This window comes from Jiella marina, from assembly GCF_024359545.1.
In the GTDB taxonomy this organism is placed as follows: domain Bacteria; phylum Pseudomonadota; class Alphaproteobacteria; order Rhizobiales; family Rhizobiaceae; genus Jiella.
In genome coordinates, this window is the sequence record NZ_JAKQZG010000008.1 from 207,232 (window position 1) to 223,523 (window position 16,292).

The 16,292-nt window shown below is 64.8% G+C and carries 16 protein-coding genes and 1 pseudogene; 13 read left to right on the plus strand and 4 right to left on the minus strand.

The genetic code is table 11. The features are described 5' to 3' along the window. Positions 1-188: 188 nt before the first annotated feature. The gene (gene secA / locus MF134_RS15155; RefSeq protein WP_255340299.1) at positions 189-2,915 is read right to left on the minus strand and encodes a preprotein translocase subunit SecA; all 2,727 of its coding nucleotides are present in this window, start codon (positions 2,913-2,915) and stop codon (positions 189-191) included. Between the two features lie 340 nt (positions 2,916-3,255). On the opposite strand from secA, the gene MF134_RS15160 reads away from it, so the two are divergent. From MF134_RS15160 to MF134_RS15185, 6 genes are all read left to right on the plus strand, one after another. Further along, a complete protein-coding gene (locus MF134_RS15160) occupies positions 3,256-4,143 on the plus strand; it encodes a peptidylprolyl isomerase (protein WP_255340300.1) in 888 nt (295 codons plus the stop codon). 70 nt (positions 4,144-4,213) lie between these two features. Next, a complete protein-coding gene (argJ, locus tag MF134_RS15165) occupies positions 4,214-5,455 on the plus strand; it encodes a bifunctional glutamate N-acetyltransferase/amino-acid acetyltransferase ArgJ (RefSeq protein ID WP_255340301.1) in 1,242 nt (413 codons plus the stop codon). Beyond that, complete coding sequence (locus MF134_RS15170) at positions 5,424-6,224, plus strand: GNAT family N-acetyltransferase (protein ID WP_457590003.1); 801 nt, start codon at positions 5,424-5,426, stop codon at positions 6,222-6,224. Before argJ ends, MF134_RS15170 begins: the two co-directional genes overlap by 32 nt. Then, a complete protein-coding gene (gene mutT, locus MF134_RS15175) occupies positions 6,221-6,634 on the plus strand; it encodes an 8-oxo-dGTP diphosphatase MutT (RefSeq protein WP_255340303.1) in 414 nt (137 codons plus the stop codon). Before MF134_RS15170 ends, mutT begins: the two co-directional genes overlap by 4 nt. Positions 6,635-6,771: 137 nt before the next feature. Continuing rightward, positions 6,772-7,092 carry a hypothetical protein gene (locus tag MF134_RS15180; RefSeq protein WP_255340304.1) on the plus strand — a complete coding sequence of 107 codons (321 nt, stop codon included), beginning with the start codon at positions 6,772-6,774 and terminating at the stop codon, positions 7,090-7,092. Then, positions 7,092-7,298: a Flp family type IVb pilin gene (locus MF134_RS15185; RefSeq protein ID WP_255340305.1), complete on the plus strand. Its 207-nt coding sequence runs from the start codon at positions 7,092-7,094 to the stop codon at positions 7,296-7,298. The genes MF134_RS15180 and MF134_RS15185 overlap by 1 nt, the downstream gene beginning before the upstream one ends. Positions 7,299-7,330: 32 nt before the next feature. Here the strand turns inward: MF134_RS15185 and MF134_RS15190 are convergent, their stop codons facing one another. After that, on the minus strand, positions 7,331-8,224 hold the full coding sequence (locus MF134_RS15190; RefSeq protein WP_255340306.1) for a methyltransferase domain-containing protein: 894 nt from the start codon (positions 8,222-8,224) through the stop codon (positions 7,331-7,333). Positions 8,225-8,461: 237 nt separating this feature from the next. Between MF134_RS15190 and MF134_RS15195 the strand changes: the two genes are divergently transcribed. From MF134_RS15195 to MF134_RS15220, 6 genes are all read left to right on the plus strand, one after another. Next, on the plus strand, positions 8,462-9,160 hold the full coding sequence (locus MF134_RS15195; protein ID WP_255340347.1) for a ComF family protein: 699 nt from the start codon (positions 8,462-8,464) through the stop codon (positions 9,158-9,160). A 45-nt stretch (positions 9,161-9,205) separates the two neighbouring features. Continuing rightward, positions 9,206-9,463: a glutaredoxin 3 gene (grxC, locus tag MF134_RS15200; protein ID WP_255340307.1), complete on the plus strand. Its 258-nt coding sequence runs from the start codon at positions 9,206-9,208 to the stop codon at positions 9,461-9,463. Between the two features lie 12 nt (positions 9,464-9,475). After that, on the plus strand, positions 9,476-10,363 hold the full coding sequence (locus tag MF134_RS15205) for a carbon-nitrogen hydrolase family protein (protein WP_255340308.1): 888 nt from the start codon (positions 9,476-9,478) through the stop codon (positions 10,361-10,363). Then, positions 10,360-10,896, plus strand: a complete 537-nt coding sequence (locus MF134_RS15210; RefSeq protein ID WP_255340309.1) for a DUF1178 family protein — start codon at positions 10,360-10,362, stop codon at positions 10,894-10,896. The genes MF134_RS15205 and MF134_RS15210 overlap by 4 nt, the downstream gene beginning before the upstream one ends. A gap of 274 nt (positions 10,897-11,170) precedes the next feature. Further along, a complete protein-coding gene (locus MF134_RS15215) occupies positions 11,171-11,677 on the plus strand; it encodes an oxidoreductase (RefSeq protein WP_255340310.1) in 507 nt (168 codons plus the stop codon). Between the two features lie 74 nt (positions 11,678-11,751). Next, complete coding sequence (locus MF134_RS15220) at positions 11,752-14,100, plus strand: putative bifunctional diguanylate cyclase/phosphodiesterase (protein WP_255340311.1); 2,349 nt, start codon at positions 11,752-11,754, stop codon at positions 14,098-14,100. Between the two features lie 84 nt (positions 14,101-14,184). Here MF134_RS15220 and MF134_RS15225 read toward each other — a convergent pair whose 3' ends face one another. Further along, the gene (locus tag MF134_RS15225) at positions 14,185-14,487 is read right to left on the minus strand and encodes a hypothetical protein (protein ID WP_255340312.1); all 303 of its coding nucleotides are present in this window, start codon (positions 14,485-14,487) and stop codon (positions 14,185-14,187) included. 181 nt (positions 14,488-14,668) lie between these two features. Next, a complete protein-coding gene (gene ubiG, locus MF134_RS15230; RefSeq protein ID WP_457590004.1) occupies positions 14,669-15,439 on the minus strand; it encodes a bifunctional 2-polyprenyl-6-hydroxyphenol methylase/3-demethylubiquinol 3-O-methyltransferase UbiG in 771 nt (256 codons plus the stop codon). Between the two features lie 333 nt (positions 15,440-15,772). Between ubiG and MF134_RS24210 the strand changes: the two are divergent. After that, positions 15,773-16,129, plus strand: a pseudogene (locus MF134_RS24210) (glycosyltransferase); the annotation flags it as partial. Positions 16,130-16,292 lie beyond the last annotated feature (163 nt).

Sequence of the window (16,292 nt, forward strand, 5' to 3'; positions counted from 1 at the left end):
GGATCCATGCCAAGCCTCTTCAGTTGCCGCGCCGTCTCGGACCATGCTCCTTCGGCACCGTCCCGGCGTCTTCCATGCTGAGGCATGGATCCCGGCTCAAGGCCGGGATGACGAAGCTTTGGCGGGACGCGGCTAACTATAATCGGACGCGTGACAGCAGTGGCCGGACGAGCAGCCGTTCGCGACGCTCAAACAAACGCGCCGTGGCAGTGCTTGAACTTCTTGCCGGAGCCGCAGGGGCACGGCTCGTTGCGGCCGACGCGGCCCCAGGTTTCCGGGGCGTTGGGGTCGAAGGCCGAGCGGTCGGCCGGATCGCCCATGGCACTCGTCGGAAAGTAGCCGCTGCCCATTTCGTCGAGGCCGGTGTCGGGGTCGAGGTGATGCGCCTCGACGTCCGGCGCCTCCGGCATCGCCTGATCTTCGGCGCTGACGAGTTCGACAAAGGCGAGCTGCCGCGTCGTGCGCTGGCGCAGATTGCCGAGCATCGCCTGGAAGAGCTCGAAGGCTTCCGACTTGTACTCGTTCAGCGGGTCGCGCTGGGCGTAGCCGCGGAAACCGATAACCGAGCGCAGATGGTCGAGATTGACGAGGTGCTCGCGCCACAGCCCGTCCAGCGTCTGCAGGACCACCGAACGCTGCACATAGGTCATCACGTCGGCGCCGAAGCGCTCGGTCTTTTCCTGCGCAGCCGCATCTGCGGCGGCTTCGATCCGCTGCAGGACGTCGTCCTCGGCGATGCCCTCCTCGGCGGCCCATTCGGCGATCGGCAAGTCGAGATTGAGTGTTTCGGCGACTTCGGCCTGAAGCTCGGCCGTCGACCACTGCTCGGGATAGGCCTTTTCCGGAATGTGCCGGGAGACCAGCGCCTCGATTGTCTCGTGGCGCATGTCCGAGATGGTCTCGCTCAGTTCGGTGGCCGAGGCGTCCATCATTTCGAGACGCTGGTCGAAGATGACGCGACGCTGGTCGTTCATCACGTCGTCGTATTTCAGAAGGTTCTTGCGGATGTCGAAGTTGCGAGCCTCGACCTTCTTCTGGGCCTTTTCCAGCGCCTTGTTGATCCAGGGATGGACGATCGCCTCGTCCTCCTTGAGGCCGAGCTTGGTGAGCATGGAATCCATGCGCTCGGACCCGAAGATGCGCATCAGGTCGTCCTGAAGCGACAGATAGAACTTCGAGCGGCCTGGGTCGCCCTGGCGGCCGGAGCGGCCGCGGAGCTGATTGTCGATTCGGCGGCTTTCGTGGCGCTCGGTGGCGAGAACGTAGAGCCCGCCGGCTTCGAGAGCCTGGGCCTTCAGCCGCTTGATGTCGGCCTTGATCGCCTCTTCCTTGGCCTCGCGTTCCGGCCCTTCGGGCATGTCGCCGAGTTCGCGGGCGATGCGCATGTCGGCATTGCCGCCGAGCTGGATGTCGGTGCCGCGGCCGGCCATGTTGGTCGCGATCGTCACCGCACCGGGAACGCCGGCCTGGGAGACGATATAGGCTTCCTGCTCGTGATAGCGGGCGTTGAGGACCTGGAAGTCCTTCATGCCCTCGCGGCGCAGCCGGTCGGCCAGAAGTTCGGATTTCTCGATCGAGGTCGTTCCCACGAGGATCGGCTGGCCGCGCGAGGCCGCCTCCTGGATCTCCTTGGCGATCGCCCGGAACTTCTCCTCGAAGGTCCGGTAGACCTCGTCGTCCTCGTCGAGGCGCTGGATCGGCAGGTTGGTCGGGATCTCGATGACGTCGAGACCGTAGATGTCGCCGAACTCGGCGGCTTCCGTCTGTGCCGTGCCGGTCATGCCGGACAGCTTCTTGTACATGCGGAAGTAGTTCTGGAAGGTGATCGAGGCGAAGGTCTGGTTTTCCGGCTGGACCGTCACGCCTTCCTTGGCCTCGAGCGCCTGGTGCAGGCCTTCCGAGAAGCGGCGGCCCGGCATCATGCGGCCGGTGAACTCGTCGATCAGGACGATCTCGTCGCCGCGCACGATGTAGTCCTTGTCGCGCTGGAACAGCGTGTGGGCCTTCAGCGCGTTGTTGACGTGGTGGACGACCGCGACGTTCTCGATGTCGTAGAGCGAGGCACCCTGCAGGTGGCCGGCGGCTTCCAGGAGCCGCTCCAGCTTCTCCGTGCCGTCCTCGGTGAACGTCACCGTGCGCTGCTTCTCGTCGATGTCGTAGTCGGCGGGTTCGAGCTGCGGGATGAAGCCGTCGATCGTCTTGTAGAGGTCGGAGCGATCGTCGAGCGGCCCGGAGATGATCAGCGGCGTGCGCGCCTCATCGATCAGGATCGAGTCCACCTCGTCGACGATGGCATAATGGTGCCCGCGCTGGACCATCTGGCCGCGCTCATACTTCATGTTGTCGCGCAGATAGTCGAAGCCGAGCTCGTTGTTCGTCGCGTAGGTGACGTCGCAGTGATAGGCGGCGCGGCGCTGCTCGTCGGACATGCCGTGAACGATGATGCCGACGGTGAGGCCGAGGAAGCGGTAGATCCGGCCCATCCACTCGGCGTCGCGCGAGGCCAGATAGTCGTTGACGGTGACGACATGGACGCCCTTGCCTTCGAGCGCATTGAGATAGACGGCGAGGGTCGCGACCAGCGTCTTGCCTTCGCCCGTCTTCATCTCGGCGATGGAGCCCTGGTTGAGGACCATGCCGCCGATCATCTGGACGTCGAAGTGGCGCATGCCGAGCACGCGCTTGCCGGCTTCACGCACGACGGCAAAGGCCGGAACCAGAAGATCGTCGACCTTCTTGCCGTTCTGAAGCTCCGCCTTGAAGGCTTCGGTCTTGCCACGCAGCTCGTCGTCGGACAGGCGCGCCATCTCGTCTTCGAGCGCTGCGATCGCCTGGATGCGGGATTGAAAGCGCTTGACGACGCGATCGTTCGACGAACCGAGCAACTTCCGGGCGAGCCCGCCAAAACTGACCATGAAAAGGTCCTTCCAAATCGCTTAAACAGAGGCGGCACCCGGCGGGCTGCCGACCGCGGCCGCGGTTCCCCTCGATCATGGCCCGGTCGATCTTGCCCCAGCCGACCCAAGGCATGATCGATCCGGGTGATGTCGGGAGCCTCCGATCTCGATGGAAGGCGGCTGGACTTTCAGTTGGCGCGAGAGATAAGAGGGGGGGAAACCGATGTCAACGGCGGCGGCATTCCCCTTAATTTCGGCACGTTTGGCGTCGAATGGCCTGACCTCGCATCGAAAAGGGGCAGGGGCCCCGGAGGCGGCAGAGCCGCCGCGCAAGAACTCATTGGAAGGAAGCGTCTTGATGATCAGAAAGCTTCACGCCGTCCTGACGGCGGGCGTCCTTACGGCCACATGTCTGATGGCAGGCAGCGCCTTTGCCGCCCCCGACGACGTCATCGCCAAGATCGGCGACGCCGAGGTCACCGAAGCCGAGCTGGATGCCGCCCAAAGCGAACTCGGCGCCCAGTTCCAGAACCTGCCCGAAGAGCGCCGGCGCTTTGCCGTTCTCTCGGCCCTGATCGACATCAAGGCGCTTGCGCAGGAGGCCAAGAATTCGGGCCTCGCTGAACAGCCGGAGGTCGCTGCGCGTCTGGACTTCGAGCGCGATCGCGCCCTGCACAACGCCTACTTCGCCGAGAATGGTGCCGGCGCCGTCACGGACGAGGACTTGCAGGCACGCTACGACAAGGAAATCGCGGCGATGCCGGCCCGGCAGGAGGTCCATGCCCGCCACATCCTGGTCAAGACCGAGGAAGAGGCCAAGGCGGTCATCGAAGAGCTGAATGGTGGCGCTGATTTCGAGGCGGTCGCCAAGGAGAAGTCGACGGGTCCCTCCGGACCCGAGGGCGGCGATCTCGGCTTCTTCGGCCAAGGCCAGATGGTGCCTGAGTTCGAAAAGGCCGCCTTTGCCCTCGAACCTGGCGAGGTCAGCCAGGAGCCGGTCCAGACCCAGTTCGGCTGGCACGTGATCAAGGTCGAGGAAAAGCGTGACGCGACGCCGCCGAGCTTCGATCAGGTGAAGGATCAGCTGCGCCAGCTCGTCCTGCGCGAACGCTATATGGACATGGTCGGCAAGGCGCGCGGCGAACTCGGCGTCGAATATGTCGACACCGCCATCAAGCAGCAGGTGGAAGACATCGAAAAGGCGCTGGAGGCGGGCAACCCCGCGAGCGGCGAGTCGAACAACTGAGCATGGCGAAGGTGTCCGCCATGTTGCGGACACGCTTCTGACTGCGGCCCCAATCTCGGAGATCACTGCGATGTCGCATGCCGTCTCGCCCCTCGCGCCGGCCGAGTTGGCAACTCTCCCCGCCATTGCCGGCCTTCGCATCGCGACGGCTGCGGCGGGGATAAAGTACAAGAACCGCACCGATCTCCTGATGATGGTCTTCGATCGGCCGGCGGCGGTCGCCGGTGTCTTCACCCGGTCGAAATGTCCCTCGGCACCGGTGGATTTCTGCCGGGCGAATCTTGGCGGCGGGAGCGCCCGGGCGCTCGTCGTCAATTCCGGCAACGCCAATGCCTTTACCGGCCGGCGGGGCCGCGAGGCGACGGCCATGACCGCGCAAGCAACGGCGAAGGCCGTCGGCTGCGCCTCGGAAGAGGTGTTTCTCGCCTCCACCGGCGTTATCGGTGAGCCCCTCGATGCGGGGCGCTTTGCCCATCTCCTCGATGCACTGGCGGGTGAAGCCGGAGCCGATCGCTGGCGCGAGGCCGCCGATGCGATCATGACCACCGACACCTATCCGAAGCTCTCGACCCGCACGGTCTCGATCGACGGTGTCGAGGTCACGATCAACGGCATCGCCAAGGGCGCCGGCATGATCGCGCCGGACATGGCGACGATGCTTTCCTTCCTGGCGACGGATGCGCCGATCGCAGCCCCCGCGCTGCAGGCGATGCTCCGTGATGCTGTCGAGCCGAGCTTCAATTCGGTGACGGTGGACAGCGACACCTCCACCTCCGACACGCTGCTTTTCTTTGCGACGGGAGCGGCGGTCGAACGTGGCTGTCCGGAGATTTCCGACGCGCAGGATCCGCGGCTTGACGCTTTCAAGGCCGCCCTGTCGGCGCTTCTTCTCGATCTCGCCCGGCAGGTGGCGCGCGACGGAGAGGGCGCGCGCAAGGAGATCCAGGTCACGGTGGAGGGGGCGGTCAGCGATCTGAGTGCCAAGCGTATCGCGCTGTCGATCGCCAATTCGCCGCTGGTGAAGACGGCCGTCGCCGGCGAGGATGCCAATTGGGGCCGCGTCGTCATGGCGGTCGGCAAGGCCGGCGAGGAGGCCGACCGGGACCGGCTCGCCATCCATTTCGGTGACGTCCGGGTCGCGGTCGAGGGCGAGCGTGACCCGGCCTATTCCGAAGAGGCGGCTTCGACGGTGATGCGCCGGCCCGAAATCCCGATCCGGGTCGATCTCGGCCTCGGCGACGGCCGCTGGACCGTCTACAGCTGCGATCTCACCAAGGAGTATGTCGCGATCAATGGCGATTACCGAAGCTGAGAAACTGAAGCAGTTCGCCGTCGTCCGCCGCCTCGAAGCGGCGGGCTTTCGCGCCTGGCCTGCGACCCAGACCTTCTTTGACGGCACCTGGGCGGTGCGGCTGACGCGGTCCTTTCCGGCCAAGCGGCTGAATTCCATCAACCCGCTCGATCCATCGGATACGGCCGACATTCCCGAGCGGCTGCGCCGCGCGCGGCGCACCTTCGCCGAGAACGGCCGGTCGGTCATCGTGCGGCAATCGCCGCTGGCGCCGCCCGCCCTCGTCGAGCATCTCGACGGCGAGGGTTGGTCGCGCTTTGCCGAATCCATTGTCATGACCTGCGATCTCGGCAAGGTCGATCTCTCGGGCGCGCTCGAGCGGATCCCGATCCGCGATCCCGCTCGCTATGTCACGGCAAGCCTCGCCGTGCACCAGCGGCCGGCCAGCATGCGCTCGGGCCTTGCCGAGATCATGCAGTCCATCCGCCCGCCTTGCGGCATGTTCGTGCGCGAGAACGATGATTGCGTTCCGATCGCGGTGGCCCTCGCGATTCAGGACAATGACCTTGCCGGTCTCCTCGACGTGGCGGTGGCGCCGGATCATCAGCGACAGGGCATCGGGCGCGATCTCGTCTCCACCGCCTTGCGCTATTCCATGCACAAGGGCGCCAAGTCCGGATGGGTGCAGGTGGAGGCCGATAATGAAGCCGGCCTGTCGCTCTACGAGCGGATCGGATTTCGGGAAGCCTATCGCTACGTCTACCGTGCGCCGCCCGGGGAGGCGCAATGAGCGGCTCCGAAAAACGCCTCCTACTGGTGGTGGCCTGTGCGCTCGTCGATGCCGACGGCCGCGTTCTGATCGCCCAGCGTCCTGAAGGCAAGGCCATGGCGGGTCTGTGGGAGTTTCCCGGCGGCAAGATCGAAGCCGGCGAAACGCCGGAGGACGCGCTCATCCGCGAACTCGCCGAAGAGTTGGGCGTCACCACCCAGGCGCCCTGCCTGGCGCCGCTGACCTTCGCCAGCCATGCCTATGACGACTTCCACCTTCTGATGCCGCTCTTCGTCTGCCGACGCTTCAGCGGCGTGCCGCAGGCGAAGGAAGGCCAGGCGCTGAAATGGGTGCGGGCCAAGGCTCTGCGCGACTATCCCATGCCGCCCGCCGACGCGCCCCTGATCGCGCATCTGATCGACCTGCTGTAGGCCGCGATACGCGGTCCATTTCCGACAAGATGTCGCATGTTCAGGGAGGCGGATGATCGGCATCCCCGTCTCGCGCTTAATGAGTTCTTCAAACTTTGCTGGGATCATGCCGTGAGGTAAGTTCGAGGCGAAGAACCATGGGCGAGGCACACAGCACCGACGAGGATGCCGGTTATGACGGCGACCTGCCGCCCCGCCTGAGGGGCTTCGGGCGCGGTCCTTTGCGTGTGGCCCTGCTCGCCACCATCGCGGTCGCCGGGCTTGCCCTTCTCGCCGTGCCGCTTGCCGATCGCGGCTCCGACGCTCTCGTCGCCTCGCAGGTGCCGGAACTCGACATGATGGCGACGGGTTCGATCGACGCGCCGCGCCAATACACGATCCGGCGTAGCGTGCTCCAGCCCATGGGCAGCGAACCCTGCATCCTCTTTCCCGACGGTTCCAAGCGAGGGGCATGTTGATGACGCCAGCGGCAAGACGGCTTCGTAGCGCCGCTCTGGGCGAATTTGAACGATTCCATCAGTCCCGGTCCGGCGCCACGGCGATCGAGTACGCGGTCATCGCAATGCTGATCGGGATCGCTCTCGTGGGGTCGGTACAGTTGATCGGTCCGGGGCTTTCATCGAGTTTCAGCGACCTCGCGCCTTCTTTGAAGCCCAAATCATAGGCGAGGTGCTGGCCTGCTTGCGTCCGGCATTTTCAGGACAGCGAGCCGGATCGATCCTTGAGCGCTTCGGCGAGGCTGTGTTTCGCGCTGCCGGGGCGCAGCGGCTTCTGCTGGCTCTCATGCGGACACCAGCCTGACAGATAGATGATGTCGAAAGTCGCGCGGATACGCCCGTCGGGATCGGCGAAGCGCTCCGCGTAGACTTCCGCCGCCCGCAGGAACATCGCCCGGCTCGCGGGACGTCGTGAACGCTGATGGAGCATGTTGGCCGCGCCCATCTGACGCAGGTCGCGGGCGAGCGCGAAGAGATTGTCGTATCGCACGGTCAGCCGGTCGAGATCAGTCACGGGCAGGGCGAAGCCGGCGCGTTGCAGCAGTGCTCCGGCCTCGCGCACGTCGATAAACGGAAGAACACGGGGCGAGGCGCCGCCAGTGGACTCGGCTTCCGCCTGGATCAGGGCGGCGCGCAGTTCGTGCAACGTATCGCCACCGAGAAAGGCGGCGAGGAACAGGCCGTCCGGTTTCAGCGTGCGGCGGATCTGCGCCAGCACTCCCGGCACGTCGTTGACGAACTGGAGCGACATCGTCGAGACCACGAGATCGGCGCTTCCCGGCGCCAGCGGGAGGAACTCGTCGTCACCAACGACGCCGAGCGCGCCCTCACCCAGGAGGCCAGCCAGGCGTTCCAGTCGCAGAACATGGCCGCACTGACCGCTCGCCTCGAGCCGTGTGGCCATCCCGCCGCCATGCCCGGCGAGATCGACCGCCACGTCGAAATGCCTTTCGACGATGGACAGCCGGTCGATCAATTCGCTGGTCGCGGCCTCAATCAGGAAATCGGCGCCACGTTCCGGCTGGGGCAGCAGCCAGCGGGCTCTGCGCCTGTCAAGAAGGCGACGGTCGAATGGGGCCGAAGGGTCTGCCAATAGGATCGATTCCCGTATTTCGTCACGCAATGTTTTGGTGCTTGTAGCTGTCGAGAACTCGGCTACTGTCAAGCCGGAGCCGGTGGTTGGAACTTCGAATTTCCGCCACGCGGTTGCGGAGAGGCCGCTCGGGCCCGGAGCCCGAGCCGACCGGTTCGGCCGGTCGTTGCGTTACGGGCTGGTAGGGTGCACCTGTTCAAGCGAGGTACGTCGGCGATCGCCAATTCCCTGGGGCGAATGCTCTTCCCGGCCGTCTGTCCCGGCTGCCAGACGGCGGTGACGCGTGCCGGCAGCGTCTGCCCGGATTGCTGGGCCAATCTGCGTTTCATCGAACGGCCCTATTGCGAGGTGTTGGGGATTCCCTTCTCCTACGATCTCGGAAAGGGCTTTCTGTCGGCGCAAGCGATCGCCGAGCCGCCGCCTTTCGCGCGGCTGCGTGCGGCGGTGATCTATCAGGAACTCGCCACCCGGCTGGTGACCGCGCTGAAATACGGCGACCGCACCGATCTCGTGCCGCTCATGGCCGGCTGGATGGAACGGGCGGGGGCCGAGCTTCTGGCGGATGCGGACGTGATCGTGCCCGTACCCCTCCATGCGCGCCGTCTCTGGCGGCGCAAGTTCAACCAGTCGGCCGAGCTGAGCCGGGCGATCGCACGGAAGTCCGGAGTCATGTTCCGGCCGCTCGCGCTGGAGCGGATCAAGGCGACGCAGACGCAGGTCGGGCTCGGCCAGAGGCAGCGCCAGGACAACGTCCGCGGCGCCTTCCGCGTCAGCGAACAGCGCCGCAGCGAAGTCGAGGGCAGGCGCGTTCTCCTCGTCGACGACGTCTACACGACCGGCGCCACGGTGGCGAGCGCGACCCGTGCCCTGAAGCGCGCCGGGGCGAGCGACGTCGATGTCCTGGTCTTTGCCAGGGTTGCGGGTGGCGGTCCTTGAGGCCATATCGCTCTGCTAACCAAGAACGGCATCCAGGGATCATCCATGGCCGACGTGACCATCTATACGCGACAGTTCTGCGGCTTCTGCAGCCGCGCCAAGCAGCTTCTCGAACAAAAGGGCGTCGCCTATGACGAGAAGGATGCGACCTCGTCGCCGGATCTGCGCAAGGAAATGCGCGAGCGGGCGAATGGTGGTTCGACATTCCCGCAGATCTTCATCGGCGAGACGCATGTCGGCGGCTGCGACGAACTCTTCGCTCTCGATCGGGCCGGCAAGCTCGATCCGCTTCTGGCCGCCTGAAGGGACCCGATCGTGACGAAATTTCGCGCAGCCGTCCTGCAGATGCGCTCCGGTGTCGAGCCGGAGGCGAATGTCGCGGCGTTCGAGGCCTTGGCGGAACAGGCCGTCGGCGCCGGTGCGTCCTATGTTCAGACGCCCGAGATGACCGGCATGGTCCAGCGCGAGCGGGCCGAACTGATGGCGCGTCTCGTACCGGAAGACACGGATCCGCTGTTGAAGGCCGCCTCGCGGCTGGCGGCGCGCGATCATGTCCATGTCCATATCGGCTCGACGGCGGTGCCGCTGGACGACGGACGGGTTGCAAACCGGGCATTTCTGTTTGGTCCTGACGGCCGGCGTGTCGCGACCTATGACAAGATCCACATGTTCGACGTCGATCTCGACAATGGCGAGAGCTGGCGGGAATCGAGGACCTACCGGCCGGGCGAGGCGGCGGGTCTCGCCGATCTGCAGTTTCCAGGCGGGCCGGCCCGGTTCGGCTTTTCGGTCTGCTACGACGTGCGCTTTCCCCATCTCTACCGGGAAGAGGCGCTCTCCGGGGCCGAGGTGCTGACCGTGCCGGCAGCATTCACACGCCAGACCGGCGAGGCGCACTGGCATGTGCTACTCAGGGCGCGGGCCATCGAGAACGGCGCCTATGTGATTGCCGCGGCTCAGGGCGGGCAGCACGAGGACGGGCGCGAGACCTACGGGCATTCATTGATCGTCGATCCCTGGGGGCGCGTCGTAGCCGAAGTCGAGGGCGACGAGCCGGGCATCGCCATCGCCGAGATCGACACGGCCGCCGTGGCGGCAGCGAGAGGCAAGATCCCGAATCTCGGCAATGCGCGTCCCTTCGCCGTGGGCGATGGACAGGAGATCGTGCGCGTTCGTGGCGCGCTCGAAGGGGCCGGCTCGTGATCCACTTCGCGCTGCGTTGCCGCGAGGCCGGGCACCGCTTCGATGGCTGGTTCCGCTCGAATTCGGATTTCGAGGCACAGTCGGAGCGCGGACTCGTGGAGTGCCCTGCCTGCGGTTCCCACCAGATCGAAAAGGCGTTGATGCGCCCGGCGCTTGCCAGGGGCGGCTCTGCCCGCGACGCCATCGATGAGGTGGTGGCTCCGGCCGCTTCGCAGGATAATCCGCCGACAGTGCCATCCCCCGCCGGCCCTCCGGCTCAGGCGGCGCAGCGGCCGCCGACTCTCACCAACCTGCCGGAGCCCAGCGCCGCTGTCGCCCAGGCTTTCAAGGTTCTGCAGGAGTTGTCGCGCAAGGTGCGCACCGAAGCCGATTACGTGGGCTCGAGCTTCGCCGAGGAGGCACGCAAGATCCACTACGGCGAGACCGAGGCACGGCAAATCTATGGCGAGGCCTCGAAGAAGGATGTCGAAAGCCTGCGCGAGGAGGGGATCGCGGCTCTGCCTCTGGTGCCGCTGCCGGAAGACAAGCAGTAGGCGCACGTGAACTGACGCCGATCGGCCTGTCGATTTCCAAGTCCCGATTCTTGCCCCTGCAAGGCGGTGCCACGTCGTGTTGCTGGCGTCGTACGCGAACGGCTGACTGCCGGACTTGGCTCCGGCAGTCGAGCGCCAAGCGCCCTCACGTGAAAGGTTTCATTAGCCGCATCGGACTGCGGTTCAGCTGATCGCTGCGAGTTTACGGCTCGTTAGATCGAATCTGCAACTCTTGCACCTGCATGGAATTTCGTCTCGAAGCAAGAGTTGTATCATGGACCTTCGGATCTGGATCGGAGCGATCGTCGCCCTGCTTTTCAGTGTCGTCGCCAGTCTTGCAGCACCGCTCCAGGGACCGCAGGAAGAACCGATCCTAGTGATCTCCGGGAATATTCAATCGACCAATGTCGGCGAGACGGCCCAGTTCGATCGCCCGATGCTGGAGGCGCTCGGCCTCGTCACCATCGAAACCCATACGCCTTGGTATCAAGATCTGGTCGTCTTCGAGGGCGTTCGGTTCAGCGATCTGATGGCAGCGGTCGGGGCGAAGGGCGATAACGTGACCGCCAAGGCCCTGAACGACTACGTCACGACCCTGCCGCTCAAGGATGACGCGGGTCACGACCCGATTATCGCCCTGAAGCGGGATGGTCGCTACATGACTGTCCGGGACAAAGGGCCCTTGTGCATCATCTACCCCTTCGACAGCGATGCAGACCTGCAGACCCAGACCTACTATGCCCGCTCGGCGTGGCAGCTTTCCCGGCTTGTCGTTGAATAGTAGAGATGGACCGGAAGCCTCTAACATCGCTGCGCAAGGTTCAATGGCTGCTTGCGTCCATTGTTGGCGGATTGATGTTTGCCAGCGTGTACATGTCGTTTCTCATCATGGAACGACAGAACACGTTGAACGAGCTTTCCGGGTACAACATGTCCTGGGCCCTGAGTCAGGGCGTCTCAGAGTTCATGCGGATAGAGAGCACGCTTAGCGCGCTCGCCCTTCCCGAAAGCGGAGTCAGTAGGGATGACGCCCGGCTTCGGCTCGACATCATGTTCGGCCGGCTGGACACGCTGGAGAATGGCGCGACGCGGGACTTCATTCGCAAGAATGCGCAACGCCGGGCAATTTTCGGCGAGTTGAAAAACTCCCTCGACCGGGTCGAGGACTTCCTCAGTCAGGGCGATGCCAGTCCGCAAAGCCTGGGAAAAATCCTCGCCACGCTTGCGCCGCTCGGGAGCAAGCTGACTGCTCTTGCCTCCGTCGCCGATCAGGTCGCAGCGAGCAATGCGGCGAAGTACAAGGATGAACTCCAGGGCTTGCATCTGACCTTCAGCGGAATGGCCGGTGGTCTGATCGTTTGCGGCCTTGTTCTCGTCGCTCTCCTCCTTCACCACAATCGCCTTTTGGGTCGCACTCATCAGAGATTGCGGGGCCTTGCCGCGGATCTGCAGGGGACCTCGAATGCCCTGCAAGCCCAGAACGACCGCTTCGGCGCTGCCCTCGACAATATGTCTCAAGCGCTCTGCACCTTCGACAAGGACGAGCGGCTGGTCGTCTGCAATCACCGCTTCGCCGATCTGGCCGGGATGTCGGAGGACCTGCGTCCCGGAATGCCGCTGGCACAGCTTCTCGCCCGTTCGGGCAAAGCGCAGCAGCCATCGGCCTTCCAGGAGATCTACAGTCACCAGGCCACCTATGTGCATGAACGGCGCAAAGCGGCCTTCGTGGAGGCGGCCGGCCCGGAAAAGTGGATCGCCGTCGCTCACGAACCACTGGCTGATGGAGGTTGGCTCGCAACCTATGAGGATGTGAGCGAACGCCGGCGAAGCGAGGCCCAGATCGCCCATATGGCGCACCACGACGCCCTGACGGGTCTGGCCAACCGGGTCCTCTTCCAGGAAGAGCTCGGTCGCAGGTTCGAAGCCGTTGGCGTTCATGCGGCCAATCTGGTCGTCTGTTGTGTCGATCTGGACGGGTTCAAGGACGTCAACGATACCCTGGGCCACCAGGTCGGCGACGAACTCCTGACCATGGTCGCCGAAAGGCTGAAGGCCCACATCGGCAGCACCGAGCATGTCGCTCGGTTGGGCGGCGACGAGTTTGCCGTCTTGTGTACCGGTCCGAGTGATCAGGTGCGAAGCTTCGCCAGACAATTGGTGGCGGAACTGAGCAGGCCCTACTTCATGGGTGAACAGGAGATCACGATCGGCGCCAGCATCGGGATCGCCGACTATCCAGGGCTGGCTTCGAGCCCTGACGAGTTGCTGAAATACGCGGATCTTGCGCTCTATCAGGCCAAGGGCGAGGGTAAGGGTCGTTTCCGCTTCTTTGAGGAAGAGATGGACGAGCGCCTGCAGTCCCGAAAGGCGCTCGAAACCGACCTGCGCAAGGCTCTTCAGCATGGCGAGATGGAGGTCCACTTCCAGCCGCTCCTGGACACGGCGAGCCGCGAAATCTGCGGCTACGAGGCCTTGCTGAGGTGGACCCATCGTGATCGCGGCCCCGTCTCGCCCGCCGAATTCATCCCCATCGCCGAGGACATCGGGCTGATCGGCACGCTGGGCGAATGGGTGTTGCGCCAGGCCTGCGCCGAGGCGATGAACTGGCCGGCCCACCTTTCGGTCTCGATCAACCTGTCGCCCGTTCAGTTCCGCAATCCGGCCCTGATCAATACGATCGTCGGAGCGCTCGCCGCATCGGGTCTGCCGGCCGAGCGCCTGGAACTGGAGATCACCGAGTCGGTTCTTCTGGATCCCGACGAGAGAACCACCGCGACTCTCCATCAGATCAAGGCGCTGGGCGTGGCGATCGCGATGGACGATTTCGGGACGGGCTATTCCTCGCTCGCCAGCCTGCGGAGCTTTCCGTTCGACAAGATCAAGATCGACAAGTCCTTCGTCCAGGAACTGGCGGTGCGGCCGGAAGCGCTCGCCGTCGTCCGCCTGATCGTTGGTCTCGGTCGGGATCTCGGCATGGCGACGACCGCCGAAGGGGTCGAAACCGAAGAGCAGCTGGCGTGCCTTCGGACCCTGGGCTGCACCCAGGTTCAGGGCTTCCTCTTCGCCCGACCGATGCCGGCCCGAGACCTGCTTCGGCGCCGCGCTCCCCAACTGACGGAAAGAGCGATCGAATCCGCTGACGCCGGGCTTGAAGGGCCTGAGGAGCAAGCTCTGCTCTTGCGCCGTCTTGTTGGCGCCGCGTAAGTACGCGCATGACCGACGTCTGAAGCTTTGCGACGATGCCCGTATCGCATGTGCGCGGGCCGCTGCCGGCGCAAGGGAAAGTGATCAGCCGTGTGCCGTGCGGGCGAGCGTGACGCCCCGGCGCCGCGGTGTCTCGAGTTCCCGGTCTTCGAAGATGCCGTATTCCGTTGCCTGCTGATAGAGCATGTCGCCCTTCACGCCGGCGAGAAGGCGCAGATCCTTCAATTCGCAGAGAAGCGTGATACGGAAGGCCAGCGCACGCAAGTGCACGCGATTGTAGCAGAAGAAGGCGAGACGGGCGCGATCGTAGCCCGGGATCTCCTTGATCAGCGCCTCGCGCAGGGTCTCTTCCGACCGCAGAAGCCGTGCCAGGAGGTCAAGTGGCACCGGACAGGTCGTCTCATTGGGAATGCTGTCTCGGTTCGCCGCAACCATTGAAATCCTCGCTTTCCGGGTCCTGCCCTATCGCACACTCACACCCATTTCCGCCGACGTGAGCAGACTAGCCGAGCCGGCTTGCGCTGGGCTTGATCACGGGCGAGTGAAGAGGGGAGCATTCGACCGGAGCTCAATATTCCGGTCGGCGCGCGAGCATCATGTAGTTCACGTCCCGATCGCGCGAGAGACGCCATTCGTCGGCGAGCGGGTGGTAGACGACGCCGGTCTCGTCGAGCATGGCGAGGCCGGCGCGCTTGAGCGGCGCCTCGATCTCGCCCGGCCGGACCAGCTTGGAATACTGATGGGTCCCCTTGGGCAGCCAGCCAAGCACGTATTCGGCGCCGACAATGGCGAAGCTCAGGGCCTTGAAGGTGCGGTTGATCGTGGCGACGAAGAGAAGCCCGCCCGGCTTCACCATCTCGGCGCAGGAGGTGAGGAACAGGTCGACATCGGCGACATGCTCGACGATCTCGAGCGCCAGAACCACGTCGAAACGTTCGCCGCCGGCGGCGATGTCCTCCGCCGTGGTGGCGCGATAGTCGATTTCGAGCTCCGACTCGGCGGCATGCAGCTTGGCCACCTCGATATTGGTCTCGGACGCGTCGGCCCCCACGACATTCGCACCGAGGCGGGCGAGCGGTTCGGCGATCAGCCCGCCGCCACAACCGATGTCGAGGATCGACAGACCGGCCAAGGGCTTCGGCTGCATCGTGTCGCGGCCGAAATTCGTCGCGATCTCGCTGCGGATATAGTCGAGCCGGACGGGGTTGAACTTGTGCAGCGGCTTGAACTTGCCGGCCGGGTTCCACCATTCCGTCGCGAGGCGCGAAAAGCGCTCGATCTCGCCGTCGTCAATCGTCGTGTTGCCTTGCGGATGGGTCATCGCGGTCCATGTCTTCATCTGGGAATAAGTCTTGGGCGATCTCGCGCGGGATGTTTGCCGCGCGGCCGCAAAGTCAAGCGCGGCCGGGCGTCGCGCATCTCGGAGTGCGCCGCGTCGGGAGGGTGATCGGGCCGCTTCGACAGCCAGCCAAGTATAAAGTCCGCAAGACGGGGGAACGGGCGCGCACGTTGCTTGCTTGTAAACGGCGTTCCAGGACTCTCCTGCTCCACTCTTTTCGGGCTGCTCGTGTCTTCTCAAGTTTTCGACAGCGTCCGCTCTCTCCCGCTTAGTGGACGGGCGGTGTCAACACCCTTTGGCCGCAGCCAGCTCCTGCCCGTCGTTGCGATTCCGGTGAGAAACGAAGCGGAGCGCATCGCTGAATTGCTCCGCGCGCTCGGCCGCCAGAGGTATCTCGCGGGGGCCGATCGTGCGCTCCCCGTCGTACTCGTCTTCAACAATTGCACCGATCGTTCCGCCGAGGTCGCTGCGGCTGCGGCGGCGGACCAGCCCGGATTGTCGCTTCATGCGGTGGTGGTCGAGTTTCCGGCTCATCGCGCGCATGTCGGTTCGGCGCGTCGTCTCAGCCTTCAGGTCGCGCGCGCCTTGCTGCCGGCTTCCGGACAGGGCGTCATGATGATCACCGACGCCGATGCCCGGCCGGACGAGCACTGGGTTGGGGCCAATCTGGCGGCGATCGAGGCCGGTGCGGACGTCGTCGGCGGGGCGATTTTCGGGGACGATGCGGAAGAAGCGCTGCTCGGACCACGCTTCGTCGCACGGGCTGGCGACCATGAACGCTATGCCCGCCTCTGCGATCGCCTGACGGCCTTGATCGATCCGATCGTTCATGATCCGTGGCCCCATCATCGTC